We start from the raw sequence: 22977 nt of genomic DNA, 5'->3' as shown, positions 1-22977 counted from the left end.
AATTGCGGTTTAGAGTTATCGAGATTTTACCATAACGTAGCACGAACAATCAGTGCTACGTTACTTACAAGGTACGTGAAAATTTGGCGTAGGGTATCGGTCCTTTATAAAATATGTCGCTAACAGCTTCCATATCGAATCGGCGGTAAAAGTCGGCGGCATCAAGTCGGGCGTCGCACCATAGCGTAGTGGCTCCTAATCGTTTAGCTTCGGCAATTACGTGATTCAATAACAACGTACCAATACCCTGTCGCTGCCGATCTGGGCGGGCCGCAAATTTCCGAAAACGAGCCGTTTTAGGCGTTTGCTGTTCTGAATTTTTATCATCCAATCCTACAAATAACGAAATCACGGCTACCAATTCGTCGTTCTGAAATGCGCCAAAATGATAGCCTTCGCTGTCGTTCTCCACTTTTACGTAGTCGAACGGTTTGTCTGGCCATAACACTTTGTGGCGTAGTTGATACGTCTGTTCAAACGGAATAGGTCGGATGTCAATCATCAATCAGAAAGGAAGTTTGCCTAAATCTACGTTTCCACCCGTCACAATAATTCCGACTTTCTGACCGGCAAACAAATTCTCATGCTTCAACACAGCCGCCAGCGGCACCGCCGACGAAGGCTCAATTACGATCTTCATGCGCTCCCAAACCAGTTTCATGGCCGCAATAATCTCCTCGTCTGAAACGGTCAGAATAGCTGCTACGTTCTCCCGGATGATACGTAGTGTTCGTTCACTCAGCGTCGTCATCAGACCATCGGCTACTGTATTGATGTACGGCGCTTTCTCGACTTGTCCGCTACGAAAAGACAGAATGGCATCAGCGGCCCCCTCCGGCTCACCAGCAATGACGCGCGTAGTAGGCGATACGTAGTGAACGGCCAGCGACGTCCCACTAAGCAGGCCACCCCCACCTACAGGAGCCATTACTACGTCGAATGGGCGGTCTTTTCCAGCATCTTCCATCAATTCAATGGCGGCCGTGGCTTGTCCGGCAATTACCCGATCGTCATCAAATGGATGCACTAGCACCGCGCCGGTTTTCGCTATTACGTCCAAAACACCAGCTTCGCGCGCTTCGAGGGTTGGTTCGCATTCTATTACGTTGGCGCCATAGCCAAGAACGGCGTCTTTTTTGACTCGGGGCGCGGTTCGGGGCATCACAATATAGGCAGGCATACCTACCTGTCGGGCAGCAAAAGCCACCGCCTGCGCGTGATTGCCCGACGAATGCGTTGTGATAGCAGTACCTTCGTTATTTTGGGCCACCTGCAACACAGCGTTCAGGCCGCCACGCGCTTTGAACGCGCCGATTTTCTGAAAGTTTTCACATTTGAAAAACAACTCGGCACCGCTACGTTCGTTGATGGTCTGATTGGTAAGCACCGGCGTGCGGTGGATGTACGGTCGAATGCGGTCGTGCGCCTGAAGAATGGTATCGAAAGCAATCATACTAAGTGACAAAAGGACGGTGGGCAAATTACAAAGAAAATAGCGGGTGTTCCTACGAAATATTCTGTAGTGTCGTTTGAGGGAATGAGTAACTTGCGATGGATTTATGATTTACGGATTGTGTTTTGCCGAAGTCGTAATTCCTAATCGATAAACCGTAAACCAATCTTATGACAACCAACCGTCGTTCGTTTTTAAAACAAGCCGCTGGCTCGCTGGCCGGTATGGCTTTAGTCCCTAGCTCGTTCGCCCTGGCCGAATCACCTAAAAAAATGTGGTTCGATATTTCGCTGGCCGAATGGTCGCTGCACAAAGCGCTGTTCGCCAAAAAAATCACGAATCTGGATTTCCCCGGTATCGCCCGTAAAGAGTTCGATATCAGCATTATTGAGTTTGTCAATCAGTTCTTCAAAGACAAAGCAGAGGATAAAACGTATCTGAACGACCTGCTGACACGTTGCAAAGACAATGGTATTTCGAACCACTTAATTATGATCGACGGCGAAGGTAGTCTGGGTGCTGCGGATGCAGCCGAACGAATGAAAGCCGTTGAAAATCACCACAAATGGGTCGAATGCGCGAAATACCTGGGCTGTAAAACCATCCGGGTAAACGCTGCCGGACAAGGAACAGCTGAAGAAGTGGCCAAAGCGGCTGCCGAAAGCTTAAGTAAGTTGGGCGAATTTGCCAAACCGATGAATATCAACATAATCGTTGAAAACCACGGCGGCTATTCCTCGAATGGTCAATGGTTGTCGGGCGTCATGAAGCAGGTGAATATGAAAAACGTTGGTACGTTACCCGATTTCGGCAATTTCTGCATCAAACGTGGCGCAACTGGTTGCGAAGATCAATACGATCGATATAAGGGTACGCAGGAACTGATGCCGTTTGCCAAAGGCGTTTCGGCCAAAACCTACGATTTCGACGAAAGCGGCAATTGTGTCGAAACCGATTACTCGAAAATCCTTAAAATCGTGAAAGACAGCAAGTTCAAAGGTATTGCTGGTATCGAATACGAGGGTAGTAAGCTGGACGAATACGAAGGCATCAAAAAAACCAAAGCATTGCTAGAACGTGTCGGCACTATGGTGTAGACGTACCGGTTTGCTGCCATAGCTATCCCTTTCTCCGAACTCGGAGGGAGGGATAGTTTGTTAGAAGTGTAGACTTATGCTACGTCGAACGTACTAGCAAGAATATTAAACTCCCTCTCAGCCAATTTTTATCCATTTATGAACGTAACCCCCGCTTCTCTTACTACCAGTTTTATTGGCAATGAAGCTGTTGCCGGCAATGGCGATTTTTTTCAGGCATTCGTTCCAATACGTCATGAGTACCTTGCCGACGAGTTTTCCAACGTAACGAGCGGTCAGGCCAATCTGGCTGTTGAGAAAGCTGCAACTGCTTTTCCTATTTATGCCAAATTAACCTCCACGCAACGGGCTGATTTTCTCCTGTTCATTGCCTCCGAAATTGAAGCTCTCGGTGATGAATTAATCGAACAAGCGGTTCTGGAAAGCGGTTTACCCGTAGCGAGACTCACTGGTGAACGGGGACGTACTACTGGTCAATTGCGGATGTTTGCCAACCTGCTGCGTGAAGGTTCCTGGGTAGATGCACGTATCAATCCGGCCCTACCCAACCGCCAGCCACTCCCCCGCCCCGACCTTCGCCGAATGCTGGTTCCGCTGGGACCGGTAGTGGTATTTGGGGCCAGTAATTTTCCGCTGGCTTTTTCAGTAGCCGGTGGTGATACTGCATCGGCGCTGGCCGCTGGCTGTCCGGTTATATTTAAAGCACATCCATCACATCCCGGTACGTCGTCGCTGGTTGGAAAAGCCATCGTTTCGGCGGCTGTAAAAGCGGGAATGCCCGATGGCGTTTTCTCATTGCTTCACGCCAGCAACGAAACAGCTCAGGAACTTGTAGCCCATCCGGCCGTCAAAGCTGTAGGTTTTACGGGGTCCCGAGCGGGTGGAATGGCCTTATTGAAAGTGGCCCAGTCCCGACCCGAGCCGATTCCGGTCTACGCCGAAATGAGCGCCGTAAATCCAGTTGTCATTTTTCCGGGGGCTATCCAGAAAAATGCGGTGGCCGTCGCATCAGGCCTGGCGGCATCTGTTACGTTGGGAGTTGGTCAATTCTGTACCAATCCAGGGCTGGTTTTTCTACTCGATTCTCCGCAGACAGAAGTCTTTCTGGAAACAGTTGCAGAACGTATCAGAGCATCGGCACCGGCCACGATGCTTAATGCAGGTATTTGCCAGAACTATCAGCGGGGCGTCCAAAACAGCCGAGTGTTACCCGGTGTACACGTACTGGCCGAAGCTGAAACAGACGCCGAAACCAATCGCACCGAAGGGAAGCCAATCGTATTAACAACAACGGCCCCACTATTTCTGAGTAGCCCCGCCCTGGCCGACGAAATCTTTGGTCCTACTACGTTAATTGTAGTCTGCCACACCGAAACTGACATGGCCGAATGCGTCGAAAGCCTTGAAGGTCAGCTAACAGCAACCATCTACGCTACGTCTGACGAGATTAGTAGTTCTGGTTTCGATTGGGTTGCTTTGCTCCAGGCAAAAGCTGGACGGGTATTGTTCGGCGGCTTTCCAACAGGTGTTGAAGTCAGCGAAGCGATGACGCACGGCGGTCCGTTCCCCGCCACCAGCGACAGCCGTACTACGTCGGTCGGAACGGGGGCTATCCTTCGCTTTGTGCGTCCCTTTACGTATCAAAGCTTCCCCGATGAGTTGCTGCCGCCCGCCCTCCAAAACGCAAACCCGCTGGGCATCTGGCGGAATGTTGACGGAGTGATGATGAAGTGATACGTTATCACGTTAAAAAGTAGTAGGGTTGTAACGTTGGTGAGCATTTCATCCAACTTTACAACCCTTCAACTTTATAACACTATAACTTTTTTATATCGTCACACCCGGTTGGCTAACGTAGCGGAGCAGTTCCTGACGCGTAGCCTCTTCTGCGAATTTGCCGCTGTATGATGACGTAATGGTTGAGCTGTTCACATCATGTACACCGCGCGTCGAAACGCATAAGTGTTTGGCGTCGATGATGACTGCTACGTCGTCGGTTTCGAGTACACGCTTGAGTTCGTCGGCAATTTGTACCGTTAGTCGTTCCTGAACTTGTGGACGTTTACAGAAATATTCGACAATCCGGTTCAATTTCGACAGTCCAATTACTTTACCGCTCGAAATGTATGCTACGTGTGCTTTACCGAGGATGGGCACAAAATGATGTTCGCAGTACGTCTGTACCGTAATGTCTTTCTCAACAAGCATCTCATTATACCGAAACTTATTTTCGAATAACGTTGGCTTGGGTTTATTGGCCGGATTTAGTCCGCTAAACACTTCTTTCACGTACATTTTGGCAACCCGTCGGGGCGATCCTTTCAGGCTATCGTCGGTCAGGTCGAGGCCCAGAATGTTCATAATTTCGCGAAAGTGCTCCTCGATCAAATCGATTTTGAAGTCATCGTCCATCGCGAATGCGTCGGGGCGCATAGGTGTATCAATGGACGTAGCACCATGCGCATCGCCGATTTCATCCACCAGTTCGTCGTGCTGGTGCCCGTTTAAAGAATGACCGTTTTGATGATTACCATCCAAAGCTCGGCCGTTAGACGGGGTATTCGACGAAGTTCCGTTCAGTTTCATACAATCTGATTTTAAGCTCTAAGTTTTCGCTTAGATGGGTACGTAAAATAGTGTAAATGACGATGGCAATGTTTTCGGCCGAGGGATTCAGGTCGGCGAATTCTACCGTGTCGAGGTTGAGGTTTTTATGGTCGAATCGTTCAATGACATGCTCTTTCATCAGGTCGCCCAGATATTTCATGTCAATGACGTACCCTGTTTCGGGATTAATCGGCCCGACCACCTGCACAATTAATTCGTAATTGTGCCCATGAAAGTGCGGATTATTGCATTTCCCGTACACACGCACGTTTTTTTCGTCTGACCAGTTCGGATTGTTCAGGCGGTGTGCGGCATTAAAATGTTCCTTCCGAAACACGGCAACCCTCGGGGCAGTGCCCTTATTGGTGTCCGTCCGAGGAACATCCAGATTGGAAGTCTCCATAAAAACGAATCGAAAAAATACCAGTCAACCTGTCGTTACAAAGTATGTGTACAACACAGCGTAGACAGCAGAGCGAGTAGCCAAATCGCTCTTTTGAGTCGGTTAGAGCTATAACACCCGCTTATCCGGTATTGTTCCCACTTATCTACTCAGCAACATATCAGGGAACTAGAGAAAGAAGCACTCCGTTTTGCCCCCATGAAACGCATTCGAAAAACCATGTTCATTACATTATTGATTCTTATTGGTCTGGCTGGCGCTACGTTAATTTTTATGCAACAGGCAGTTTTTGGCAGCAATCCTACCACCACCCGACTTCAACGTATTGAACACTCACCCAACTACCGCGATGGGGTTTTCCAGAATCTGGAGAAGACGGCGGTGATGCGTGAAGAAGCGTCGTACATGACGATGATGAACGACTTTTTTCATAAAGACAAAAACAACATTCCACCGTTACCGCTACCCTCTGTAAAAACCGATCTCAAAGCACTTCCTGATGATAAACCTACAATTGTCTGGTTCGGACACTCGTCGTACCTTATCAAATCGAAGGGCGTTACGTTGCTTATTGACCCGGTTTTCAGTGGAAACGCGTCGCCTGTGTCGTTTTTTGGTGGATCATTTGCCGGTTCTGATGTATACGATGTCGATGATATGCCGAATATTGACATGTTGATTCTTTCTCACGACCACTACGACCACCTTGATTATAAGACGATTACAAAGCTAATTCCGAAGGTTAAAAAATTCTATACGGCGCTGGGTGTCGGTGCTCACCTCGAACGCTGGGGCGTTCCTGCTAATCAGATTGTGGAGTTCGATTGGTCGGAAGGTCAGGCCGTATCATCTGATATTCACCTCACGGCAGTACCGGCTCGCCATTTTTCAGGACGTAGTTTCGCACGTGGAAAAACACTCTGGACGGCTTATGTACTGAAATTACATGGTTACAATCTCTTTCTGGGTGGCGATTCGGGATACGGCAATCATTTTCAGGAGATCGGCGATAAATACGGCCCGTTCGACCTGGCGATTCTCGAATGTGGTCAATACGGCAGAGACTGGCCTAATATTCACATGTTTCCGGAAGAAGTGGCCGTAGCCGCGCAGGATTTGCGGGCACGAACGGTATTGCCGGTTCACTGGGCGAAATTTTCGCTTGCCATGCACGCCTGGAATGAACCCATTCAGCGACTCCTGAAAAAAGCGAACGAAGTGGGGTTAGATGTAGCAACACCCAAAATTGGCGAACCGATTGTCCTGAATTCGACGTATCCAAGAACAGTCTGGTGGAATTTCTGAAACGGGATGAAAAAAGATTAAGTTTGCAACTTTGACTATTCAACAAAATCAGATAAATCCGTTAATCTGATAAATCCCGGTTCAGACAATGATTTCTGCCCCTCCTAAAACCCAGAATTACACCGGTCCGCTACTTATTATCGGTGCCCTCTTTTTTGTTTTCGGTTTCGTAACCTGGACCAACAGCGTATTAATGGCCTTTTTTAAACAGGCTTTTAATCTAAGCACGGTTGGTTCAAGCCTTGTTGCTTCTGCATTCTTTATCTCGTATACCTTGATGGCGATTCCATCGTCGGCAGTGCTGAAACGGACAGGTTTTAAGAATGGCATGTCGCTGGGATTACTAGTTATGGCGGTCGGTACGTTGGTATTTGTGCCAGCAGCACGCGCGTTTTCGTATCCGCTGTTTCTGGTTGGTCTGTTTCTCATTGGCGTTGGCCTTACGGTGTTGCAAACAGCGTCTAACCCGTATGCAACGATTCTCGGCCCTCGCGAGAGTGCCGCCCAGCGAATCAGCTTTATGGGTATTGCGAACAAACTGGCCGGTATCATTAGTCAGCGCGTTTTCGGCAGTTTATTACTGACAGGTGCCAGCGTTGCTGTAGGCCCTCAAAGCTTAGAGAAAGTTGTTACTCCCTATCTGATTTTAACAGGAATTCTGGTGCTGTTAGCTGGTCTAATCCGACTATCCAATTTACCTGAAGTATCTGAAGAACAAGACGATTCACCTGCCGATGCTACGTCGCACACGAGCGTATGGCAGTTCCCGAATCTGGTTCTGGGTGTAATTGCGCTATTTTGCTATGTTGGAGCCGAAGTGATTTCTGGCGATACGATTATTAACTATGGTAAAGCCATTGGATTCGGGAATGACGAAGCCAAGTATTTTACTGAATACACGCTTTACGGTTTGCTGGCGGGTTATTTGCTCGGTATTCTAGCCATTCCGCGTTGGATTTCGCAGCAGAACGCGCTACGTTATGGTATGATTCTGGCGATAATTCTAACGTTTGGCGCTTTACTCACCGATGGTTTTAATTCTATTCTGTGCATTGCTCTGCTTGGTTTTGCCATCGCCCCGACCTGGCCTGCCATCTGGCCATTAGCGTTGGATCGGCTAGGGAAATTTACAAAGATTGGGTCGGCTCTGCTCATTATGGCCATTGCGGGTGGTGCCTTACTGCCACCATTACACGGTTATTTATTCGACCATATCAGCCCTAAAATGTCTTACGGTCTGCTACTTCCTCTCTTTGCCTTTATTCTTTACTACGCAACAGTAGGCTATAAAAAGACAAGTTGGTGATAGGTAGCAAAGGCCCCGACAGCCAGAGCCTGTCGGGGCCTTTGCTACATTCTGGCAGCTCGTTGAGCAGGCAGCCAGGATGTCAATACGGTAATCAGGATTACCAGAATCCCCGTCATAGCAATATCGCTGGTGTCGAGTTTAACGGGATAGGCATCGATAATTGAACTGACGGTACCCATGCCAATAAAGCCGTATTTTTCCTGAGCAAGGCAAATGACAATTCCTAATATTAACCCCGTTACGGCCCCCAACACGGCAATTAATGCGCCTTCTATCAGGAAAATTCGACGTACCATTCCCCGCGTAGCGCCCAACGCGTACAAAATCTGAATGTCGGCCTTCTTTTCAATGACCAGCATCGATAAGGAGAAAAATATGTTGACCGACGCTACCAGAATAATGAACGAAAGCGCCAGAGCCACCAGAAACTTTTCGATACGTATCGTTCGGTATAGATCGGTATTCAGGTCATCGCGGCTCTGAACATTCAATTCATTACCAGCCGCTTCCTGAAGTGCCTGCTTGGCGATTTCTTCGTTAGTGCCCGGTTTCAGTTGTATTTCAAGACTCGTTACGTCGTCGGAAATGTAGCCAAATAAGGTTCGTGCTACGTCAAGGGGAGCCAGTACGAAATTATCGTAGCGCGATTCGATAAAGAAAACGCCGGAAACCGTCAGCGATTCGCGATTGAAGGCATCAGGATTCAGTACGTTAAATGACTTGTCGCCTTGCGGGTACAACACTTCGAGTGGAGTCAGAATATCGATCGGTGAAATGCCTAAATCGTGCCGAACTCCCTCAGCCACAATCGCATAATTAACGCCATCCCGATTCAGCAGCATTCGTCCTTCGAGCATGGACGAATCAAGTTGTTTGCGCTTTAAGTAGCTGTCGTCCACGCCTTTCAGCTTTATGACGGTGGTTCCATTTGCATAACGGGCCAAGGCATTGTCCTGAGCTACAGATGTTAACAGTTGTACGCCGTCTACTTCACGCAATTTATTGATCAAAGCCGCCGATGCCTTAAACCGTTTTCCCTCTTTCGGCAAAACGGTCATGTCCGCTTCGAACGTCTTGAAAATTTCCCGGTTCAGTTCCTCCATCCCGTTGAACACCGACAACACTACCACCAGCGCCATCGTACCCACCCCCACGCCAAGCATCGAGAGAGTCGAAAGCCAACTGATAAAACTGCGTTTCTTCCGGGAGAAAAAATACCGCCGGGCAATAAAGGAGGGGAGATTCATTCGTTAAAGAGCGAAAGAGTGAATAAGCGAAAGAGTGAGCAGAAGAGCTGCTTTTTCGCTCTTTGCTCCGCTCCGGCGAACTGGTTTCACTCTTTGTCTTCTTCTTCCGGTGCGGGCGGAATTTCCAGGCCAGCGAAGAGTTTGTCCATTTTGTCGGCGTATTCGGCGGTATCGTCGAGGTAGAAACTTAGTTCAGGAACGATACGTAGCTGATGCCGGACGCGGTCGCCGAGGTGCTGACGAATTGTTTTGCCTTTTTCCTGAATCGTTTCGAGCAGCAACTGTTTGTTTTTCGTAGCCAGAAAACTTAGGTACACGCGTGCTACGCTCAAATCGGGCGAAACGCGCACATTAGTGACGGTGATAAACGCGCCGTTGAACAAATGCGGGACCTCGCGCTGAAAAATTTCACTTAGATCTTTCTGTATCTGCCGCGCTACTTTCTGCTGTCGTTTCGATTCCATATTCTTTAAAATACTACGTATTAATTCAACGATAGATTAACCGAATAGTTCAAGTCAACGTATCGCCTGTTAACGATCAATACTGTTCGTCTATTTCTTCGTTTGCAAATATCCGCTCAATTTTCCGTTCTGCCGAAATTGACCTTAATTTTACGGAATTAGTTGCCAGTCATCGGTCGAGAGTCACCAGTCGTCAGGAAAGTGAAAATCGACTAACGACTGGTGACTCTCGACTGTCGACTACTAACTACCGACTCGTTTTGCTACGTTTCTTTCAATCGTACTTTCCTTATCAATACGTTAGCCTGCTGGGTTTGCTGGTACTTATCCGGCTGCCCTTGCTGCTGAATTCGTTTCCGCTGCTGATTCCAGAACTGAACTGGATGATTGTGGGTGAACAAATGAGTCAGGGCGACTTACTGTACCGCGACATCTGGGATAGCGTTAGTCCACTGTCGGCGCTGGTGTACTGGGGGCTCGATACGTTATTTGGTCGCTCGCCCCTTGCGCTGCACGGAGCCGCTACATTGGTATCGGTCTTTCAGATCGTTTATTTCAATTACCTGACCAACGCACGCGATGTGTACCCAGATCGTACCTTCTGGCCGGGGCTTTTCTACATGCTGTTCATGCACATGTCGTTCGACTGCCTGACGCTGTCGCCGGTGCTGATGTCTACGAGTTTCCTGCTGCTGGCTTTTGGTACGTTGATTCGGCAGATGGAACGGCGGGGTGCTACCGACGAGGTCTTTGAAGTTGGCTTTTACATCGGCATTGCTACGTTATTTTATTTGCCTTCAGCACTATTTATTCTGTGGGCGGCTTTGTCGCTTCTGTTTTATACCGGTGCTACGTTCCGTCAGTATTCGCTGTCGTTATTTGGTTTTTTATTTCCAGTTGCCAGTACAATTTTATTCTATTACCTCTTCGACAGCTTCGACGACTTCAACCGCAATTTATTGGCATCTGTATTCCGAGTGCGGCAGTATTCACTATCTGATTTTCAGTCGTTGATTGCGTCTTTGCTGATTCCGTTGGGTCTGGGTGTATTAGGGTTCCTGAGTCTGTTCAACAGTAGGAATCGATACGGTAATTTCCAGCAACGTGTCCAGCAAATCATGGTTATCTGGTTCGTTGCCGCCGTATTGACTATTGGGTTGATGCCGTTTCTGGCACCGATGGCTTTTCTGAGTTTTGTGCCCCCAATGGCCTATTTCAGCTATTTTTATTTCGAGAACGTCCGCAAAGCCTGGTTGGCCGAAACGGGTTTTATCATTGCGTTCAGCCTGATTTTATTACTGTTCTATCAGGGTTCGCTGGGGTTGATTCCAGGGGCTGAACTGGGACGGTTGAGTAGCCTTCAGGTGCAGAAGTCGCCCTTGCCGCCCAACATCCAGAATCAGCGTATTCTGATTATTGGCGAAGATTTGAGCGCTTACCGGCAAAATCGACTGGCCACCCCGTATCTAAACTGGGATCTTGCCAAATACGACCTGAAAAATCTGGATAATTATGAATCGGTCATTAACGTATTCGACCATTTTCGAAACGATCCACCCGACTATATTATTGATCGGGAAAACGTAGTAGAGAAGCTGTTTCAGCGTGCACCTGGTTTAGCTGGCCTTTACGAAAAAACGGCGGTTAACGACGTTTATAAGCGGAAGTGAGTCTGGTTATTATTATTTGTCATGCTGACGAAGGAAGCATCTTAAGTCATCCAACGTTCTAGCAAGGAAAATTTAAGATGCTTCCTTCGTCAGCATGACAAAAAATAAATCACGTATTTTGGGACATTATCCATTCACTCCTCATTCACAATGCCTTCCTTTACCAATAAACGCACGAACCTCTACATTTTTCTAAGTGCCGTTTTCCTGACCAATGCGCTCGTCGCCGAAATCATTGGGGTTAAAATCTTTTCGGTCGAAACGTTGCTGGGCACAAAACCTGCTCAGATTCACCTGCTAAGCGATTTTGTTCTGGATTTTAACCTGACTGCCGGAGCGGTTATCTGGCCTTTTGTCTTCATTACGTCCGACATTATCAACGAATATTTCGGCAAAGCGGGCGTACGACGTATTTCATTTCTGACGGCTGGTTTTGTTGCCTACAGTTTTCTGATTATTTACGCCGTCACTACGTTGCCGCCTGCCCAGTTCTGGCTCGATGTGAACGCGAAAGATGCCGCCGGAAATACGATTAATATCGATAACGCTTTTCAGATGATTTTTCGCCAGGGACTTGGTATCATTATTGGGTCGTTGACGGCGTTTCTGATTGGACAGGTATTGGATGCGTATGTGTTTCAGTCGCTACGTAAAATTACAGGCAGTCGGAAAATCTGGCTTCGCGCCACGGGGTCTACCCTTATTTCTCAACTGATCGATTCGTTTGTGGTGCTGGGAATTGCCTTCTACGTGTTCGGTAACTGGTCGCTGGCGCAGGTGGTGGCAGTTGGGATTATCAACTACATGTACAAAGCCTTTACGGCGGTTTTACTGACGCCTTTGCTCTACGTTGCCCACTACTTTATCGATCAATATCTGGGTAAACAACACGCTGAAGAATTAGCAAATGAATCGGCGATGAGTTCATTTATGTAATATCGATACGTTGTTTTTCTGTTCGCGTTCGGGTGCTCTGTCACAGAGTATCCGAACGCTTTTTTATTACCAGTAGGTCAGCAATTCCAAAAAATTCGACTATAAAATTTCCAATTAAATACCGGTAAAAAAATATTCTATCTTTTTAGGTAAATAGTCAAAAAACACTATTATATTCATTATACTTATTTCAATAGTTAATCAATTGATTGTCTGGTAACTAACTATCAATAAGTATCATATTATCCTGTGATACCAATAGTCAATTATACCTATGAAAACAATTCTCCCTATTTGTCTTATTTGGCTACTCTGGCAACCAGCAACTGCACAGCTTGTTTCCACTACGTTGGTAGCTCACGGTGCTATGTGGCGCTACTCCGATAAAAGTTCTACTCCACCCGATCAGGTGGTCGGTCCTACTACGTATACCTGGAAAGATCTTGGTTATGACGACAGCAGTCCTACCTCGTGGTCGTCAGGAGCTTCGGAACTGGGGTATGGTGATGATGACGAAGCGTCAAAGATTAACTATGGACCCGAGAATGATAAGTACCGTACAGCTTATTTCCGGAAAACGGTTTCCGACGTCTCTTATCTAAATCGTTTTCGCTACAAGGTGCGCTATAAACGCGACGACGGTATTGTGATTTATCTGAACGGCGTCGAAATTCGCCGGGACGGTATGCCCTCGGGCGTTATTACGTATTTAACCTCGGCCACGCTTAACGCCGAAGAAAGTATATTCCACGAATTTTACATTCCAAATGGAGCGCTTCGGTCGGGGAATAACGTCATTGCAGCCGAAGTTCACCAGATTGGCCCGACTAGTTCCGACCTAAGCTTTAGTCTGGAATTTATTGCCGAATCGAATAACAATACGTTAGCAGCCAGTGGGTTGCCCGTTACATCCCTTTCGTCGACCAACTGGAAATATAGCGATAATGGTGCTGATTTGGGGACGAGCTGGCGTAATCTGGCCTACGACGATTCGTTCTGGCAGCAAACTAACATTGGCTCGCGTGTACGTATGGGCTATGGCGAAACGAATGACCCCAATCAGGCGACCGTCGACCCGGCCAGCAGCGATCCATACGACGCCAATACGTATACCAATTACATCAGCTATGGACTCAATCCAGCCAATAAATTTCCGACGACCTATTTCCGTAAGAAAATCAATATCCCCAATGTAAATGCCAATCCCGGCTACGAGATTCGGTTCATGCGCGACGACGGCATTCTGATTTACGTGAACGGTTCTGAGTTACCCCGTGACGCTAATGGAAATACCAATAATATGCCCGGCACTCCGGTTTCTTATACTACGTTGGCAACGGCCTCCGTCGATGCACCCGCCGAAACAACCTGGTCGGCCTGGCAACCTATTAGTACGTCCCTGCTTCAGAATGGTGATAATATTATCGCGGCTGAAATTCACCAGGTTGGCCCAACTACGTCAGATATTACGTTCAACATTGAAATACGGGTGCCGGGAGTTCCCGAAATTACTCGTGGACCCTACCTGACGCTGGGTACCAAAACAGGAGCAACCATTCGCTGGCGCACCAACGTAGCAAACATTGGCCAGGTAACGTACGGGCTTTCTACCACCAGCCTGACGGGGGTAGTGAGCGAACCCAGCAGCACTACCGAACACGTCATTCAACTCACGGGTCTCCAACCTGATAAGCAGTATTTCTACACAGTGGGTACTACGTCAGCTATAATTCAGCAGGGCACCGATAATTATTTTCTGACGGCTCCTCTGGGGAATACAAAGCGTAAAATCCGGATAGCTGCTTTTGGCGACTGCGGTTCCAACGAAACCAACGATAACCAGATTAAGGCACGCGACGGATTTCTGGCGTTCCGGGGCAATAATCCCATCGATTTATGGATGCTCATTGGCGATAACTCGTATGATGGCGACGACCCGACCTACCAGACAAAATTCTTTAGCCGCTATCAGACCACCAGTCTGATGAAAAATTCGATGATTTATGCGATTCCAGGCAATCACGATTATAATAATTCTCCCACACTGGCCGAGAATCATAACATTCCCTATTTCGACATATTTAATTTTCCGACCAATGCCGAAGCGGGGGGCGTGGCTTCGGGTACCAAAGAATGGTATTCGTTCGATTATGGTCCCATCCATTTTGTGATGCTCGATGGCTATGGGCGACGTAACGTGGGCGGCATACAACGGCGTTTTTACGAAGATACGCTCAACCATCCGCAGGTAATCTGGCTAAAGGAGGATCTGGCAAAAACAAACAAAAAATGGAAGATTGTGTATCAGCACTATCCATCCTACAGTCAGGGGTCGCATAACTCGGAGAATTCATCCACTGATGCCGATATGGTTGCGATTCGTCAGGTCATTAATCCTATAATGGAGCGTTTCGGCGTTGATATGGTGATTACCGGGCACAGCCACGTGTATGAGCGCTCGTACCCGCTGCATGATCTTTACAGCGCCAACAGCATGACGCCCTATTCGAACAATCCATCGGCATTCCGCTTCGCCGGCGACGAAAGCAACGGACGATATGATGGGTCGGGCGGATCATGTCCGTACAAAAAAACGGCCGAGAAGAAAAAGCAGGGAACGGTTTACGTCGTGTCGGGGTCGGCAGGGGCGCTGGAAAAAATTGCGGGATTGGGCAATCATCCGGCTATGGTATACACCCAGAAAGACATTGGCGGGTCGTTTTATTTCGAAGTGGAAGACAACCGGCTGGATGCCAAATTCCTTCAAAATCTGAATACAAACCCGCCCTACAGCTACAACATTGCCGATCAGTTTACCATTCTGAAAGACGTTGGTATTCCCCAGTCGCTGACGGTTGCCAGTGGGCAATCTGTTACGTTAACGTCTCCGTTCATCAGCAATTACGTCTGGACCAATCCGGCAGACCCTGGTTTTTCGGCAAGTAGCCGATCGGTGGTGATTAGCCCGCCGGTAGGCACGCATACGTATCAGGTACGCGATGTGCAGAACTGCGTTCAGAATACATTCACGGTTCAGGTAAGCAATACGCCATCTCCTAACATGCAGACCGTTAAAATTGGCGACTGGAACGATCCTACTATTTGGTCAGGGAATCGGGTACCCGGCCCCAGCGATCAGTTGCGTGTGAAGCATCTGATCACCATTCCCGATAACACGACGGTTTTTGCCCTGAAGGTAACCTACGATCCTGGCATACAAATTCTACATGGGCAAAACGCCTATTTGAAATTGCAACCGTAAAGTGTAGCCTGGACGGCTACGTCCGGGAGAAAATACGTCTGTTTACACCCGGACGTGGCTGTCCAGGCTACATTCTTCAATACCGTCCACCCGGCCTACGACGGTTCCAGGCCGGGTGGCCTTCAACGGCGGGCAGTTGGTGAGGGCGTTTGGTAAGTCCTGTCGTATCAGTAAGTGCCTGCATAAACGCGACCAGGGCATGTTGTTCATGAGCCGTCAGACTAAGCGAGTCTTCGGCCAGGGTCTGCCCTTCAACGTCGACGCCGATTCCTTTGCCACCACCCCGGTTATAAAAGTCAACGACCTGTTCCAGCGTTTTATAAGCGCCATTGTGCATATACGGAGCCGTCAGAGCCGCGTTACGTATGGTCGGTGTTTTGAAAGCAAATCGGTGAAGGTTTTTTCCAAACGGGCCAAATTTCCCTACGTCAGCATCGAGTCGGGCACGGGTCGTTTTCGGGCGACGGGGTACACCAATAATTTCGCTCTCCACTTTCTCAAAGTGGGGTGGTACGTATCCATTGTAAATCGGAAAGAAATGGCACGTAGCACAACGTCCTTTCCCCAGAAACAGGTTGAATCCCAGTCGCTCATCGTCTGATAGTGTTACGTTCTCACCGCGTAAGTAACGGTCGGGGCTGGCATTCAGACTCGTCAGGCTGCGAACGTAGCAGGCCAGTGCGTTACGTACGTTGGTGGACGTAATCCCATCCGGGAAAGCTTCGGCAAATAAGCTTTTGTACTGAGAACTGGCACCCAATTTTTCGACTACCTGTTCGGGTGAGGTGCGCATTTCGTGAGCGTTTTTCAGTACGTCGTGCGCCTGATCTTCCAGATAAATCACCCGCGAATCGTAGAACTGCGCCTTCTGCAAACCCGCGTTCAGCAACGTAGGCGCGTTGCGATTGACCCGTTTGATGGGATTTCCGAAAGCCCGGCTTTTGCTACGTCCGTCCGTAAAGGCCCGTTCGGGCTGGTGGCAGGAAGCACAACTTCGGGCATTATTTCCTGACAATAGCGGATCGAAAAATAAAGTCCGACCCAACGCCACTTTCTGGGGGCTAGTGGCAAACGCGCTAAAATTTGTTACGTAATCAGGCCGGAACGCGCCCGAATCTGACAACGTAGTAACGGCTGGCGACAGAAAACGCCCGCTCGCCGGAGCCGGAATTTTCAATTCCTGGCGCATCTGCTGCAAGGCCCGACAAAGCGGATAAAGCTGCTCTCGAATGAACGTAACACGGTCGAACGTAGTGAAATCGGTTGCCTGTTCCAGCGCCTGAATTGTCGTTTGCCAGCGCTGATTAACCTGAGCTGCTAAAGGCTGTTGCAAGCGTTCCAGATAAGGACGTAACGCCGAATGCATGGTCCGCAACGACGTAGCAGCTTCGGGCAGACCACTACGTGTTTCGGGCGCATCGTAACCGGTAATACCCAGCGTCAGAAGTCGGAATAGTTGCTGGCGGACGGCTTCCAGAATTTCGGTATCGTTTATAAGGTTGGCAGGAACTCCTTGCTCCAGCCGCGAGGAGTAAGACAGTAATACGTTCAACTCACGAGTCAGTTCAGCTTTTTGCGTAGAATCGTATTCGGGAAATAAAAAAGGCTCTACGACCTGCAATCCTGTCGGCGGAACAACGCGCTGACCGGGTTCGTCAATCTCCGCTTCAGGTACTGGTGGGCCGTTGACGTGCGTCGCCAGAAACGGCTGATAAAATTCCAGTAACCATTCAATACGTTTATACCGTAGTCGACTGCGTTTGAAAGCAATCTGCAATGAATCTGGTGGCGCATTTGTACTGACATAATTGGCCAATTGCTGTACCTGCTCATGAAAGCGCATTTTATCGACCATAAACTGCTGGTACACCGCCTGCCCCGTTGGATCGGGTGGCGGTGGCTTCGGCAGAAATGCCGGAACAGCCATTACCAGAAAAAACAGCGCCAATAGTCGATGCATGAAAATGAGGAATTTCGAAGATGCTACGTAGGCTATATCTCCAAGATACGGCCTACGTAGCATCTTCGAAAATAGTGGATTTTTCCAGAAAGAGAGTCAACGTTGATCACTAATTCGCCGAATATTATCCAGCAAAATAGCCGTAGCGATGCCCACATTGAGCGATTCGGCGTTTCCATAACGAGGAATGGTAACCCGCTGCGTTACGTATTGTGCTACGTCGGTGCTGATGCCATTCGATTCGTTTCCCATCACCAGATACCCTGACGTAGCAAAGCTTATAGAATGTACATCGGCTCCATCCAGAAACGCCCCGTACACTACGTTGGTCGGCTGCTGGACCGTTTTTTTTAGAACCTGTACTACGTCGCCATACCACCAGTTTACACGCGTAAAAGAGCCTTTACTGGCCGAAATCACTTTGGGATTGTAGACATCTGCCGTGGTACTGGAACACAGAATTTTTCGAATTCCGTACCAGTCGGCAATACGTAGTATGGTTCCCAGATTGCCGGGATCGCGTATATCATCTAAAATCAGGACAATCTCATCGGGTTCAGCCAATAGTGGTACGTTTTCTTTCGTTTTCACCACAGCCAGCGCTGCATTGTTACTTTCGAGCGTACCCATGCGCGTAAGTTCGGTGGCCGACACGATTTCCACAGGAGTTCGTTGGCGGTCTGTCAGGTGAGCGTTTTCTTTGTAAAATAGTTCGGTAGCAACAAGGACTTCGGTTTCGAAGTTGGATTGAAGTACTTCCTGAACACTTTTGGCGCCTTCGACCAGAAACGCCCCATGCTGTTGCCGGTATTTTTTCTGGTGCAGCGACTGAATGTATTTAAGTTGATTTTTTGAAAGCATGGAGAAAATGTATGCTATAAGATGTATGATGTATGGCTGGCTCGAAAAGCCTATATCATACATCACACATCATACATTAAAAATAGGCTTGCTGATACTGGTTGCTTCTTTGTCGTCCTGTTTTAGCTCGAAACAACTCCGCAGCAACGAATATATTCTGACTTCTCAGACATTTCGGGGCAACAAAACCATTTCAGATGAGAATCTGGAAAGCCTGATTCCCCAAAAACCAAACCGTCGGCTTCTTGGCTTACCCATTACGCCCCAGCTCTGGTTTTATCAGATTGGTCAGCGCAAGTACGACCGCGAAGCCGCCATTCGCGAGTTGCAGGCCAAAACTAACGAATTTGAACAGCAAAGTCAGTTACTGGCCAATCAGCCCAATGCGCTGAAAAAATTGAATCGGCGTTACGAACGTAAGTTAAAAAAGCTTCGCGTAAAGGCCGAAGAAGGTAACTGGGCCATGCGTAATATGGGCGACCCACCTTCCTATTTTGCCGAAAAGGACGCCCAGGCGAACGCGGCCAAAATGCAGAAATATATAGCCGACAAAGGGTTTTTCAATGCCCAGGTCGGATACAAGCTCGATACGTTACGTCGGCGACAGATTCGGGTTAATTACCTGATAGCCGAACACGCTGGGTATTATCTACGGAATGTCTTTTATGAGATTGCTGATCCTCAACTAGATACTATCGTACGGAAATCGCTGGAAGACGCAAAATTACAAGTCGGCGACCGTTTTGATTTTGAGAACATGACGGCGGAGCGAATTCGTATCGAAACACTGCTACGTGATCAGGGTTATTATGCTTTCTCCCGCCAATACATCCGGGCCACCGATGTTGATACAGTACGGCGCGGTACAGACCGGTTTCAGTTAGGCGACACAACCGACCGGAAAGTTGATGTTGTTTTACAGATTGCCAATCCACCAGGAAGGTCGAGCCACCCGATTTATCACATCGGCGATGTAGAAGTACGTATCAGTCCCAACGGCGACACCGACGTACCGGATGCATCAACTGCAGGTGCAAGAGTTCCGGGTGCCTCCCGATACGATACCCTCCAACGTAGTGGCATACGGTATCTGCTGGGAAATCGGAATATATCGCTGTCGTTGCTGGAAAGTAAAATTCTGTTTCGCCCCAACCAGCTTTATAGCCAGACCAATTACCGCGATACGCAGCGTCAGTTGTTTCTGCTCAACCAGTTTAAGTTCGTAAACCTCAATTTTATTGATACAACCAATCGACAATTGCGTACACTCATTACAGCATCTCCGCTCGACAAATACGATTATACCTTCGAGGGAGGGGTATTTGTGCTGGCCCAAACCCGGCCGGGGCCGTTTGCCAACGTAACGTTTCGAGCACGCAATCTATTTGGTGGATTCGAAACCTTTGAAACAACGGTACGTTACGGTCTGGAATATCAGACTGGTTTTGACACCGATCAATCCAGCAAGCAAGCTTTTTATCAATCGAATGAATTTGGAGTTATCAGTTCCCTTACGTTCCCACAAATTCTGTTTCCGGGTCGCGGACGGTTCTTTTTCAACCGATATAATCCACGTACGCAAGTCAGTTTGAGCTTTAACAATACCATCCGGCCCGATTACAAGCGTTCGCTGCTACGTTCGACGATGGCATACAACTGGCAAACGACACCGTCGAAGCAGTTCAGTTTTCTGATCGCGGACATCAACCTGATTAATGCCAACTTCCCTGACACGCCACTGGGCCAGGCATTTTATGAACAAATTCGCCGACAATACGAAGACGAAGGAAGCACTGTTTATTTAAGTTTTCGTAAATCGTTAAGTTCAAGTTTCAGTTTCGCTTATACATATAATACCAACGTACAGGGGCAAAACCGGCGGGCAAATTTCTTCCGTGCGGCTGTTGAATCGGGTGGAACTACGCTCAATTTCTTTTCCAGTAAAACCATCGACCAATGGAGTGACGCGACCGGGCTTCAATTCTATAAATTTTTACGCCTAAGTGTCGATTATCGCCATTACATTCCTATTCGTTCACGTACTACGCTGGCGTTCCGTTTTAATACAGGTATAGTATACGGTTATGGTTTTGGGGAAAACAGTACGGCTCCCTATGAAAAGCTTTTCTTTGCTGGCGGCAGTAACAGCATTCGGGGATGGCTTCCCCGCCGGTTAGGTCCTGGCTCTGAAGTTCCTCAGCCGACTCCCGGCTATCCGACTGTACCTACGCTCAGCCAGCGGGATGGACGTAAAGAACAGTTTGCGTACACATTCGAGAAACCCGGCGATATGCTTATCGAAGGCTCGGCAGAGTTACGAGGAAGATTATTCCGGCTTGGAGCGGACATCAACGGGGCATTATTTGTTGATGCAGGTAACGTCTGGACGATTCGGAATAATCCAAGACGCGTAGGCGAACAGTTTCAGCTCGATACGTTCATTCCTCAGATTGCCGTCGGGACGGGCGTGGGTTTACGGATTGATTTCTCGTTCTTCGTCATTCGACTCGATGGCGGTATTAAAGTCTGGGACCCTGCCCGACGCTACCAGCCTAAACCCGATGAACCTTTTGTTGACGAACGCTTCATGCTTCGCGAATTCTCATTCCGCCGTTTATCGACTGGAAAGAATCCTATGATTATCAACTTCGGTATTGGTTATCCCTTCTGATTTACCAATAGAAAGCGGGTTACTACCTTTCCTATGGGTGTCAACGCCTGTAAGCCTGATCTATAACCACTTAACACAATTTAACTGTCATTTCCTGACAAAATGACAGTTTTCCAGGGCTTTCTTAGTAAATTTGTAAAAAAGTCGCTAGTCATCAGTCAATAGCCGCTAGCTCTTTTACAGCAAATGACTGTTGACTAACCACTATCGACTAATGATTATTTATTGACAATGGCTCATATTCCCGAACTGACCATACTGCAACCGGCTGATAAGGAACAAATTGACCTGCCTCGCACCTCGGAAGACGAACTGGCAGTGGGTAAAAAACGGCTTTATATCGAAAGTTATGGTTGCCAGATGAATTTTGCCGATAGCGAAATTGTGGCGGCTGTGATGCGTAATGCCGGTTTTGCTACTACGTCCTCTGCCGAAGAAGCGGATCTTATTTTTCTGAATACCTGTGCCATTCGCGACAACGCGGAGCAGAAAGTACGTAATCGGCTCAAACACCTGACCGGCCTGAAACGTCAGAAACCGGAACTACTGGTGGGTATGCTCGGCTGCATGGCCGAACGGCTCAAAACCAAGCTGCTGGAAGAAGAAAAAGTGGTCGACATCGTGGCTGGCCCCGATGCTTACCGCGATATTCCGAAACTGGTTGAAGAAGCCGAATCGGGACAGAAAGCAGTGAACGTATTTCTGTCGCGCGAGGAAACTTACGCCGACATTTCGCCCATTCGATTGAATTCCAACGGCGTAACGGCTTTTGTGTCCATCATGCGCGGCTGCGATAATATGTGCAGTTTTTGCGTCGTACCGTTCACCCGTGGCCGCGAACGTAGCCGCGACCCACACAGCATCGTCCGTGAAGCGCAAGATCTTTTTGACCAGGGCTACCGCGAGGTGACGCTGCTCGGTCAGAACGTGGATAGTTATAAGTGGCAGGGGCGGTCCGACGGGTCGGCAGAGGGCATGGGGCATGGGGTAGATTCGTCAACTCAACCCTCTGCCATCACTACGTTCGCCAATCTGCTGGAGATGGTCGCTCAGATTCATCCCGACTTGCGGGTTCGTTTTTCGACTTCGCATCCGAAAGATATTACGGACGACGTACTGCATACGATGGCGCGTTACGAAAACATCTGTAATTACATTCACCTGCCTGCCCAAAGCGGCAATAGTCGGGTGCTGAAGCTGATGAACAGGACGTATGACCGGGAGTGGTACGTTGGTAAAATCGACCGGATTCGGGAAATTCTGGGTGAAGATTGCGGAATTTCGACGGATATGATTTCGGGCTTTTGTACTGAAACCGAGGATGAACATGAGGAATCGTTGTCGCTGATGGACTACGTTCATTACGATTATGCTTACATGTTTGCGTATTCGGAGCGGCCCGGTACGTTGGCCGCCAAAAAGTATGCAGATGATATTCCTGAAGACGTCAAAAAACGTCGTCTGAACGAAATCATCGCGAAGCAATTAACTCATTCTGCCGAACGTAACCAGCGGCACATCGGTCAAGTACAGCGCGTCTTAATAGAAGGCCCTTCCAAACGCTCTGACGATTTCCTGTGCGGACGTAACGACCAGAACAAAATGGTTGTATTTCCCAAAGGAAATCTCCAGAAAGGTCAGTACGTCAACGTATTAGTGACTGAATGCACATCTGCTACGTTGCGGGGAGAAGTAGTTTAATTTAACCTATAAACAATGTCAACGATACGTT

Annotated in this window: 17 protein-coding genes; 9 read left to right on the top strand and 8 right to left on the bottom strand. The window is 48.4% G+C overall.

Annotated elements, in window-relative coordinates:
• Positions 1 to 64: 64 nt before the first annotated feature.
• Together IC229_RS17265 and IC229_RS17260 are read right to left on the bottom strand one after the other, a co-directional pair.
• Positions 65 to 502: a GNAT family N-acetyltransferase gene (locus tag IC229_RS17265; protein ID WP_190888244.1), complete on the bottom strand. Its 438-nt coding sequence runs from the start codon at positions 500 to 502 to the stop codon at positions 65 to 67.
• Between the two features lie 3 nt (positions 503 to 505).
• A complete protein-coding gene (locus tag IC229_RS17260; protein ID WP_190888243.1) occupies positions 506 to 1453 on the bottom strand; it encodes a pyridoxal-phosphate dependent enzyme in 948 nt (315 codons plus the stop codon).
• Positions 1454 to 1623: 170 nt separating this feature from the next.
• On the opposite strand from IC229_RS17260, the gene IC229_RS17255 reads away from it, so the two are divergent.
• Both IC229_RS17255 and IC229_RS17250 read left to right on the top strand, forming a co-directional pair.
• Positions 1624 to 2550 (top strand): TIM barrel protein, encoded by a 927-nt coding sequence (locus IC229_RS17255; protein WP_190888242.1) that lies wholly within the window; start codon positions 1624 to 1626, stop codon positions 2548 to 2550.
• A 138-nt stretch (positions 2551 to 2688) separates the two neighbouring features.
• Positions 2689 to 4284, top strand: coding sequence for an aldehyde dehydrogenase (NADP(+)) (locus IC229_RS17250; RefSeq protein ID WP_190888241.1), 1596 nt, complete (start codon positions 2689 to 2691; stop codon positions 4282 to 4284).
• 93 nt (positions 4285 to 4377) lie between these two features.
• Here the strand turns inward: IC229_RS17250 and folE are convergent, their stop codons facing one another.
• Together folE and IC229_RS17240 are read right to left on the bottom strand one after the other, a co-directional pair.
• Entirely contained in the window at positions 4378 to 5136 is a 759-nt protein-coding gene (gene folE, locus IC229_RS17245; protein ID WP_190888240.1) for a GTP cyclohydrolase I FolE, read from the bottom strand.
• Complete coding sequence (locus IC229_RS17240; protein ID WP_190888239.1) at positions 5099 to 5560, bottom strand: 6-pyruvoyl trahydropterin synthase family protein; 462 nt, start codon at positions 5558 to 5560, stop codon at positions 5099 to 5101. Before IC229_RS17240 ends, folE begins: the two co-directional genes overlap by 38 nt.
• Positions 5561 to 5758: 198 nt before the next feature.
• On the opposite strand from IC229_RS17240, the gene IC229_RS17235 reads away from it, so the two are divergent.
• On the top strand, positions 5759 to 6865 hold the full coding sequence (locus IC229_RS17235) for an MBL fold metallo-hydrolase (protein ID WP_223834051.1): 1107 nt from the start codon (positions 5759 to 5761) through the stop codon (positions 6863 to 6865).
• Between the two features lie 88 nt (positions 6866 to 6953).
• Positions 6954 to 8171, top strand: coding sequence for a sugar MFS transporter (locus IC229_RS17230; protein ID WP_190888238.1), 1218 nt, complete (start codon positions 6954 to 6956; stop codon positions 8169 to 8171).
• Between the two features lie 44 nt (positions 8172 to 8215).
• Here IC229_RS17230 and IC229_RS17225 read toward each other — a convergent pair whose 3' ends face one another.
• Positions 8216 to 9421 (bottom strand): ABC transporter permease, encoded by a 1206-nt coding sequence (locus IC229_RS17225; RefSeq protein ID WP_190888237.1) that lies wholly within the window; start codon positions 9419 to 9421, stop codon positions 8216 to 8218.
• An 86-nt stretch (positions 9422 to 9507) separates the two neighbouring features.
• Positions 9508 to 9885, bottom strand: a complete 378-nt coding sequence (rbfA, locus tag IC229_RS17220; RefSeq protein ID WP_190888236.1) for a 30S ribosome-binding factor RbfA — start codon at positions 9883 to 9885, stop codon at positions 9508 to 9510.
• A 260-nt stretch (positions 9886 to 10145) separates the two neighbouring features.
• Between rbfA and IC229_RS17215 the strand changes: the two genes are divergently transcribed.
• The 3 genes from IC229_RS17215 to IC229_RS17205 all read left to right on the top strand — a co-directional run bounded on the left by IC229_RS17215 (position 10146) and on the right by IC229_RS17205 (position 15753).
• On the top strand, positions 10146 to 11555 hold the full coding sequence (locus IC229_RS17215) for a DUF6427 family protein (RefSeq protein ID WP_190888235.1): 1410 nt from the start codon (positions 10146 to 10148) through the stop codon (positions 11553 to 11555).
• Between the two features lie 150 nt (positions 11556 to 11705).
• Positions 11706 to 12491 (top strand): queuosine precursor transporter, encoded by a 786-nt coding sequence (locus IC229_RS17210; protein WP_190888234.1) that lies wholly within the window; start codon positions 11706 to 11708, stop codon positions 12489 to 12491.
• A 274-nt stretch (positions 12492 to 12765) separates the two neighbouring features.
• Positions 12766 to 15753, top strand: coding sequence for a purple acid phosphatase family protein (locus tag IC229_RS17205; protein ID WP_190888233.1), 2988 nt, complete (start codon positions 12766 to 12768; stop codon positions 15751 to 15753).
• 76 nt (positions 15754 to 15829) lie between these two features.
• Here the strand turns inward: IC229_RS17205 and IC229_RS17200 are convergent, their stop codons facing one another.
• Positions 15830 to 17713, bottom strand: a complete 1884-nt coding sequence (locus IC229_RS17200) for a cytochrome-c peroxidase (protein WP_190888232.1) — start codon at positions 17711 to 17713, stop codon at positions 15830 to 15832.
• 96 nt (positions 17714 to 17809) lie between these two features.
• Positions 17810 to 18574: a TrmH family RNA methyltransferase gene (locus tag IC229_RS17195; protein ID WP_190888231.1), complete on the bottom strand. Its 765-nt coding sequence runs from the start codon at positions 18572 to 18574 to the stop codon at positions 17810 to 17812.
• A 7-nt stretch (positions 18575 to 18581) separates the two neighbouring features.
• On the opposite strand from IC229_RS17195, the gene tamL reads away from it, so the two are divergent.
• Positions 18582 to 21245, top strand: a complete 2664-nt coding sequence (gene tamL / locus IC229_RS17190; protein WP_223834050.1) for a translocation and assembly module lipoprotein TamL — start codon at positions 18582 to 18584, stop codon at positions 21243 to 21245.
• Between the two features lie 231 nt (positions 21246 to 21476).
• Complete coding sequence (gene miaB / locus IC229_RS17185; protein ID WP_190888229.1) at positions 21477 to 22946, top strand: tRNA (N6-isopentenyl adenosine(37)-C2)-methylthiotransferase MiaB; 1470 nt, start codon at positions 21477 to 21479, stop codon at positions 22944 to 22946.
• The last annotated feature ends 31 nt before the right edge of the window (positions 22947 to 22977 follow it).

The sequence above is a fragment of the Spirosoma profusum genome, from assembly GCF_014699005.1.
Taxonomy (GTDB): Bacteria; Bacteroidota; Bacteroidia; order Cytophagales; family Spirosomataceae; genus Spirosoma; species Spirosoma profusum.
This window is presented reverse-complemented; position numbering and strand designations above follow the sequence as displayed.

Excerpts from the sequence above, each read along its gene's own strand:
- IC229_RS17265 (WP_190888244.1), bottom strand. The coding sequence starts at position 502 with ATGATTGACATCCGACCTATTCCGTTTGAACAGACGTATCAACTACGC.
- IC229_RS17260 (WP_190888243.1), bottom strand. The coding sequence starts at position 1,453 with ATGATTGCTTTCGATACCATTCTTCAGGCGCACGACCGCATTCGACCG.
- IC229_RS17255 (WP_190888242.1), top strand. The coding sequence starts at position 1,624 with ATGACAACCAACCGTCGTTCGTTTTTAAAACAAGCCGCTGGCTCGCTG.
- IC229_RS17250 (WP_190888241.1), top strand. The coding sequence starts at position 2,689 with ATGAACGTAACCCCCGCTTCTCTTACTACCAGTTTTATTGGCAATGAA.
- folE (WP_190888240.1), bottom strand. The coding sequence starts at position 5,136 with ATGAAACTGAACGGAACTTCGTCGAATACCCCGTCTAACGGCCGAGCT.
- IC229_RS17240 (WP_190888239.1), bottom strand. The coding sequence starts at position 5,560 with ATGGAGACTTCCAATCTGGATGTTCCTCGGACGGACACCAATAAGGGC.
- IC229_RS17235 (WP_223834051.1), top strand. The coding sequence starts at position 5,759 with ATGAAACGCATTCGAAAAACCATGTTCATTACATTATTGATTCTTATT.
- IC229_RS17230 (WP_190888238.1), top strand. The coding sequence starts at position 6,954 with ATGATTTCTGCCCCTCCTAAAACCCAGAATTACACCGGTCCGCTACTT.
- IC229_RS17225 (WP_190888237.1), bottom strand. The coding sequence starts at position 9,421 with ATGAATCTCCCCTCCTTTATTGCCCGGCGGTATTTTTTCTCCCGGAAG.
- rbfA (WP_190888236.1), bottom strand. The coding sequence starts at position 9,885 with ATGGAATCGAAACGACAGCAGAAAGTAGCGCGGCAGATACAGAAAGAT.
- IC229_RS17210 (WP_190888234.1), top strand. The coding sequence starts at position 11,706 with ATGCCTTCCTTTACCAATAAACGCACGAACCTCTACATTTTTCTAAGT.
- IC229_RS17205 (WP_190888233.1), top strand. The coding sequence starts at position 12,766 with ATGAAAACAATTCTCCCTATTTGTCTTATTTGGCTACTCTGGCAACCA.
- IC229_RS17200 (WP_190888232.1), bottom strand. The coding sequence starts at position 17,713 with ATGCATCGACTATTGGCGCTGTTTTTTCTGGTAATGGCTGTTCCGGCA.
- IC229_RS17195 (WP_190888231.1), bottom strand. The coding sequence starts at position 18,574 with ATGCTTTCAAAAAATCAACTTAAATACATTCAGTCGCTGCACCAGAAA.
- tamL (WP_223834050.1), top strand. The coding sequence starts at position 18,582 with ATGTATGCTATAAGATGTATGATGTATGGCTGGCTCGAAAAGCCTATA.
- miaB (WP_190888229.1), top strand. The coding sequence starts at position 21,477 with ATGGCTCATATTCCCGAACTGACCATACTGCAACCGGCTGATAAGGAA.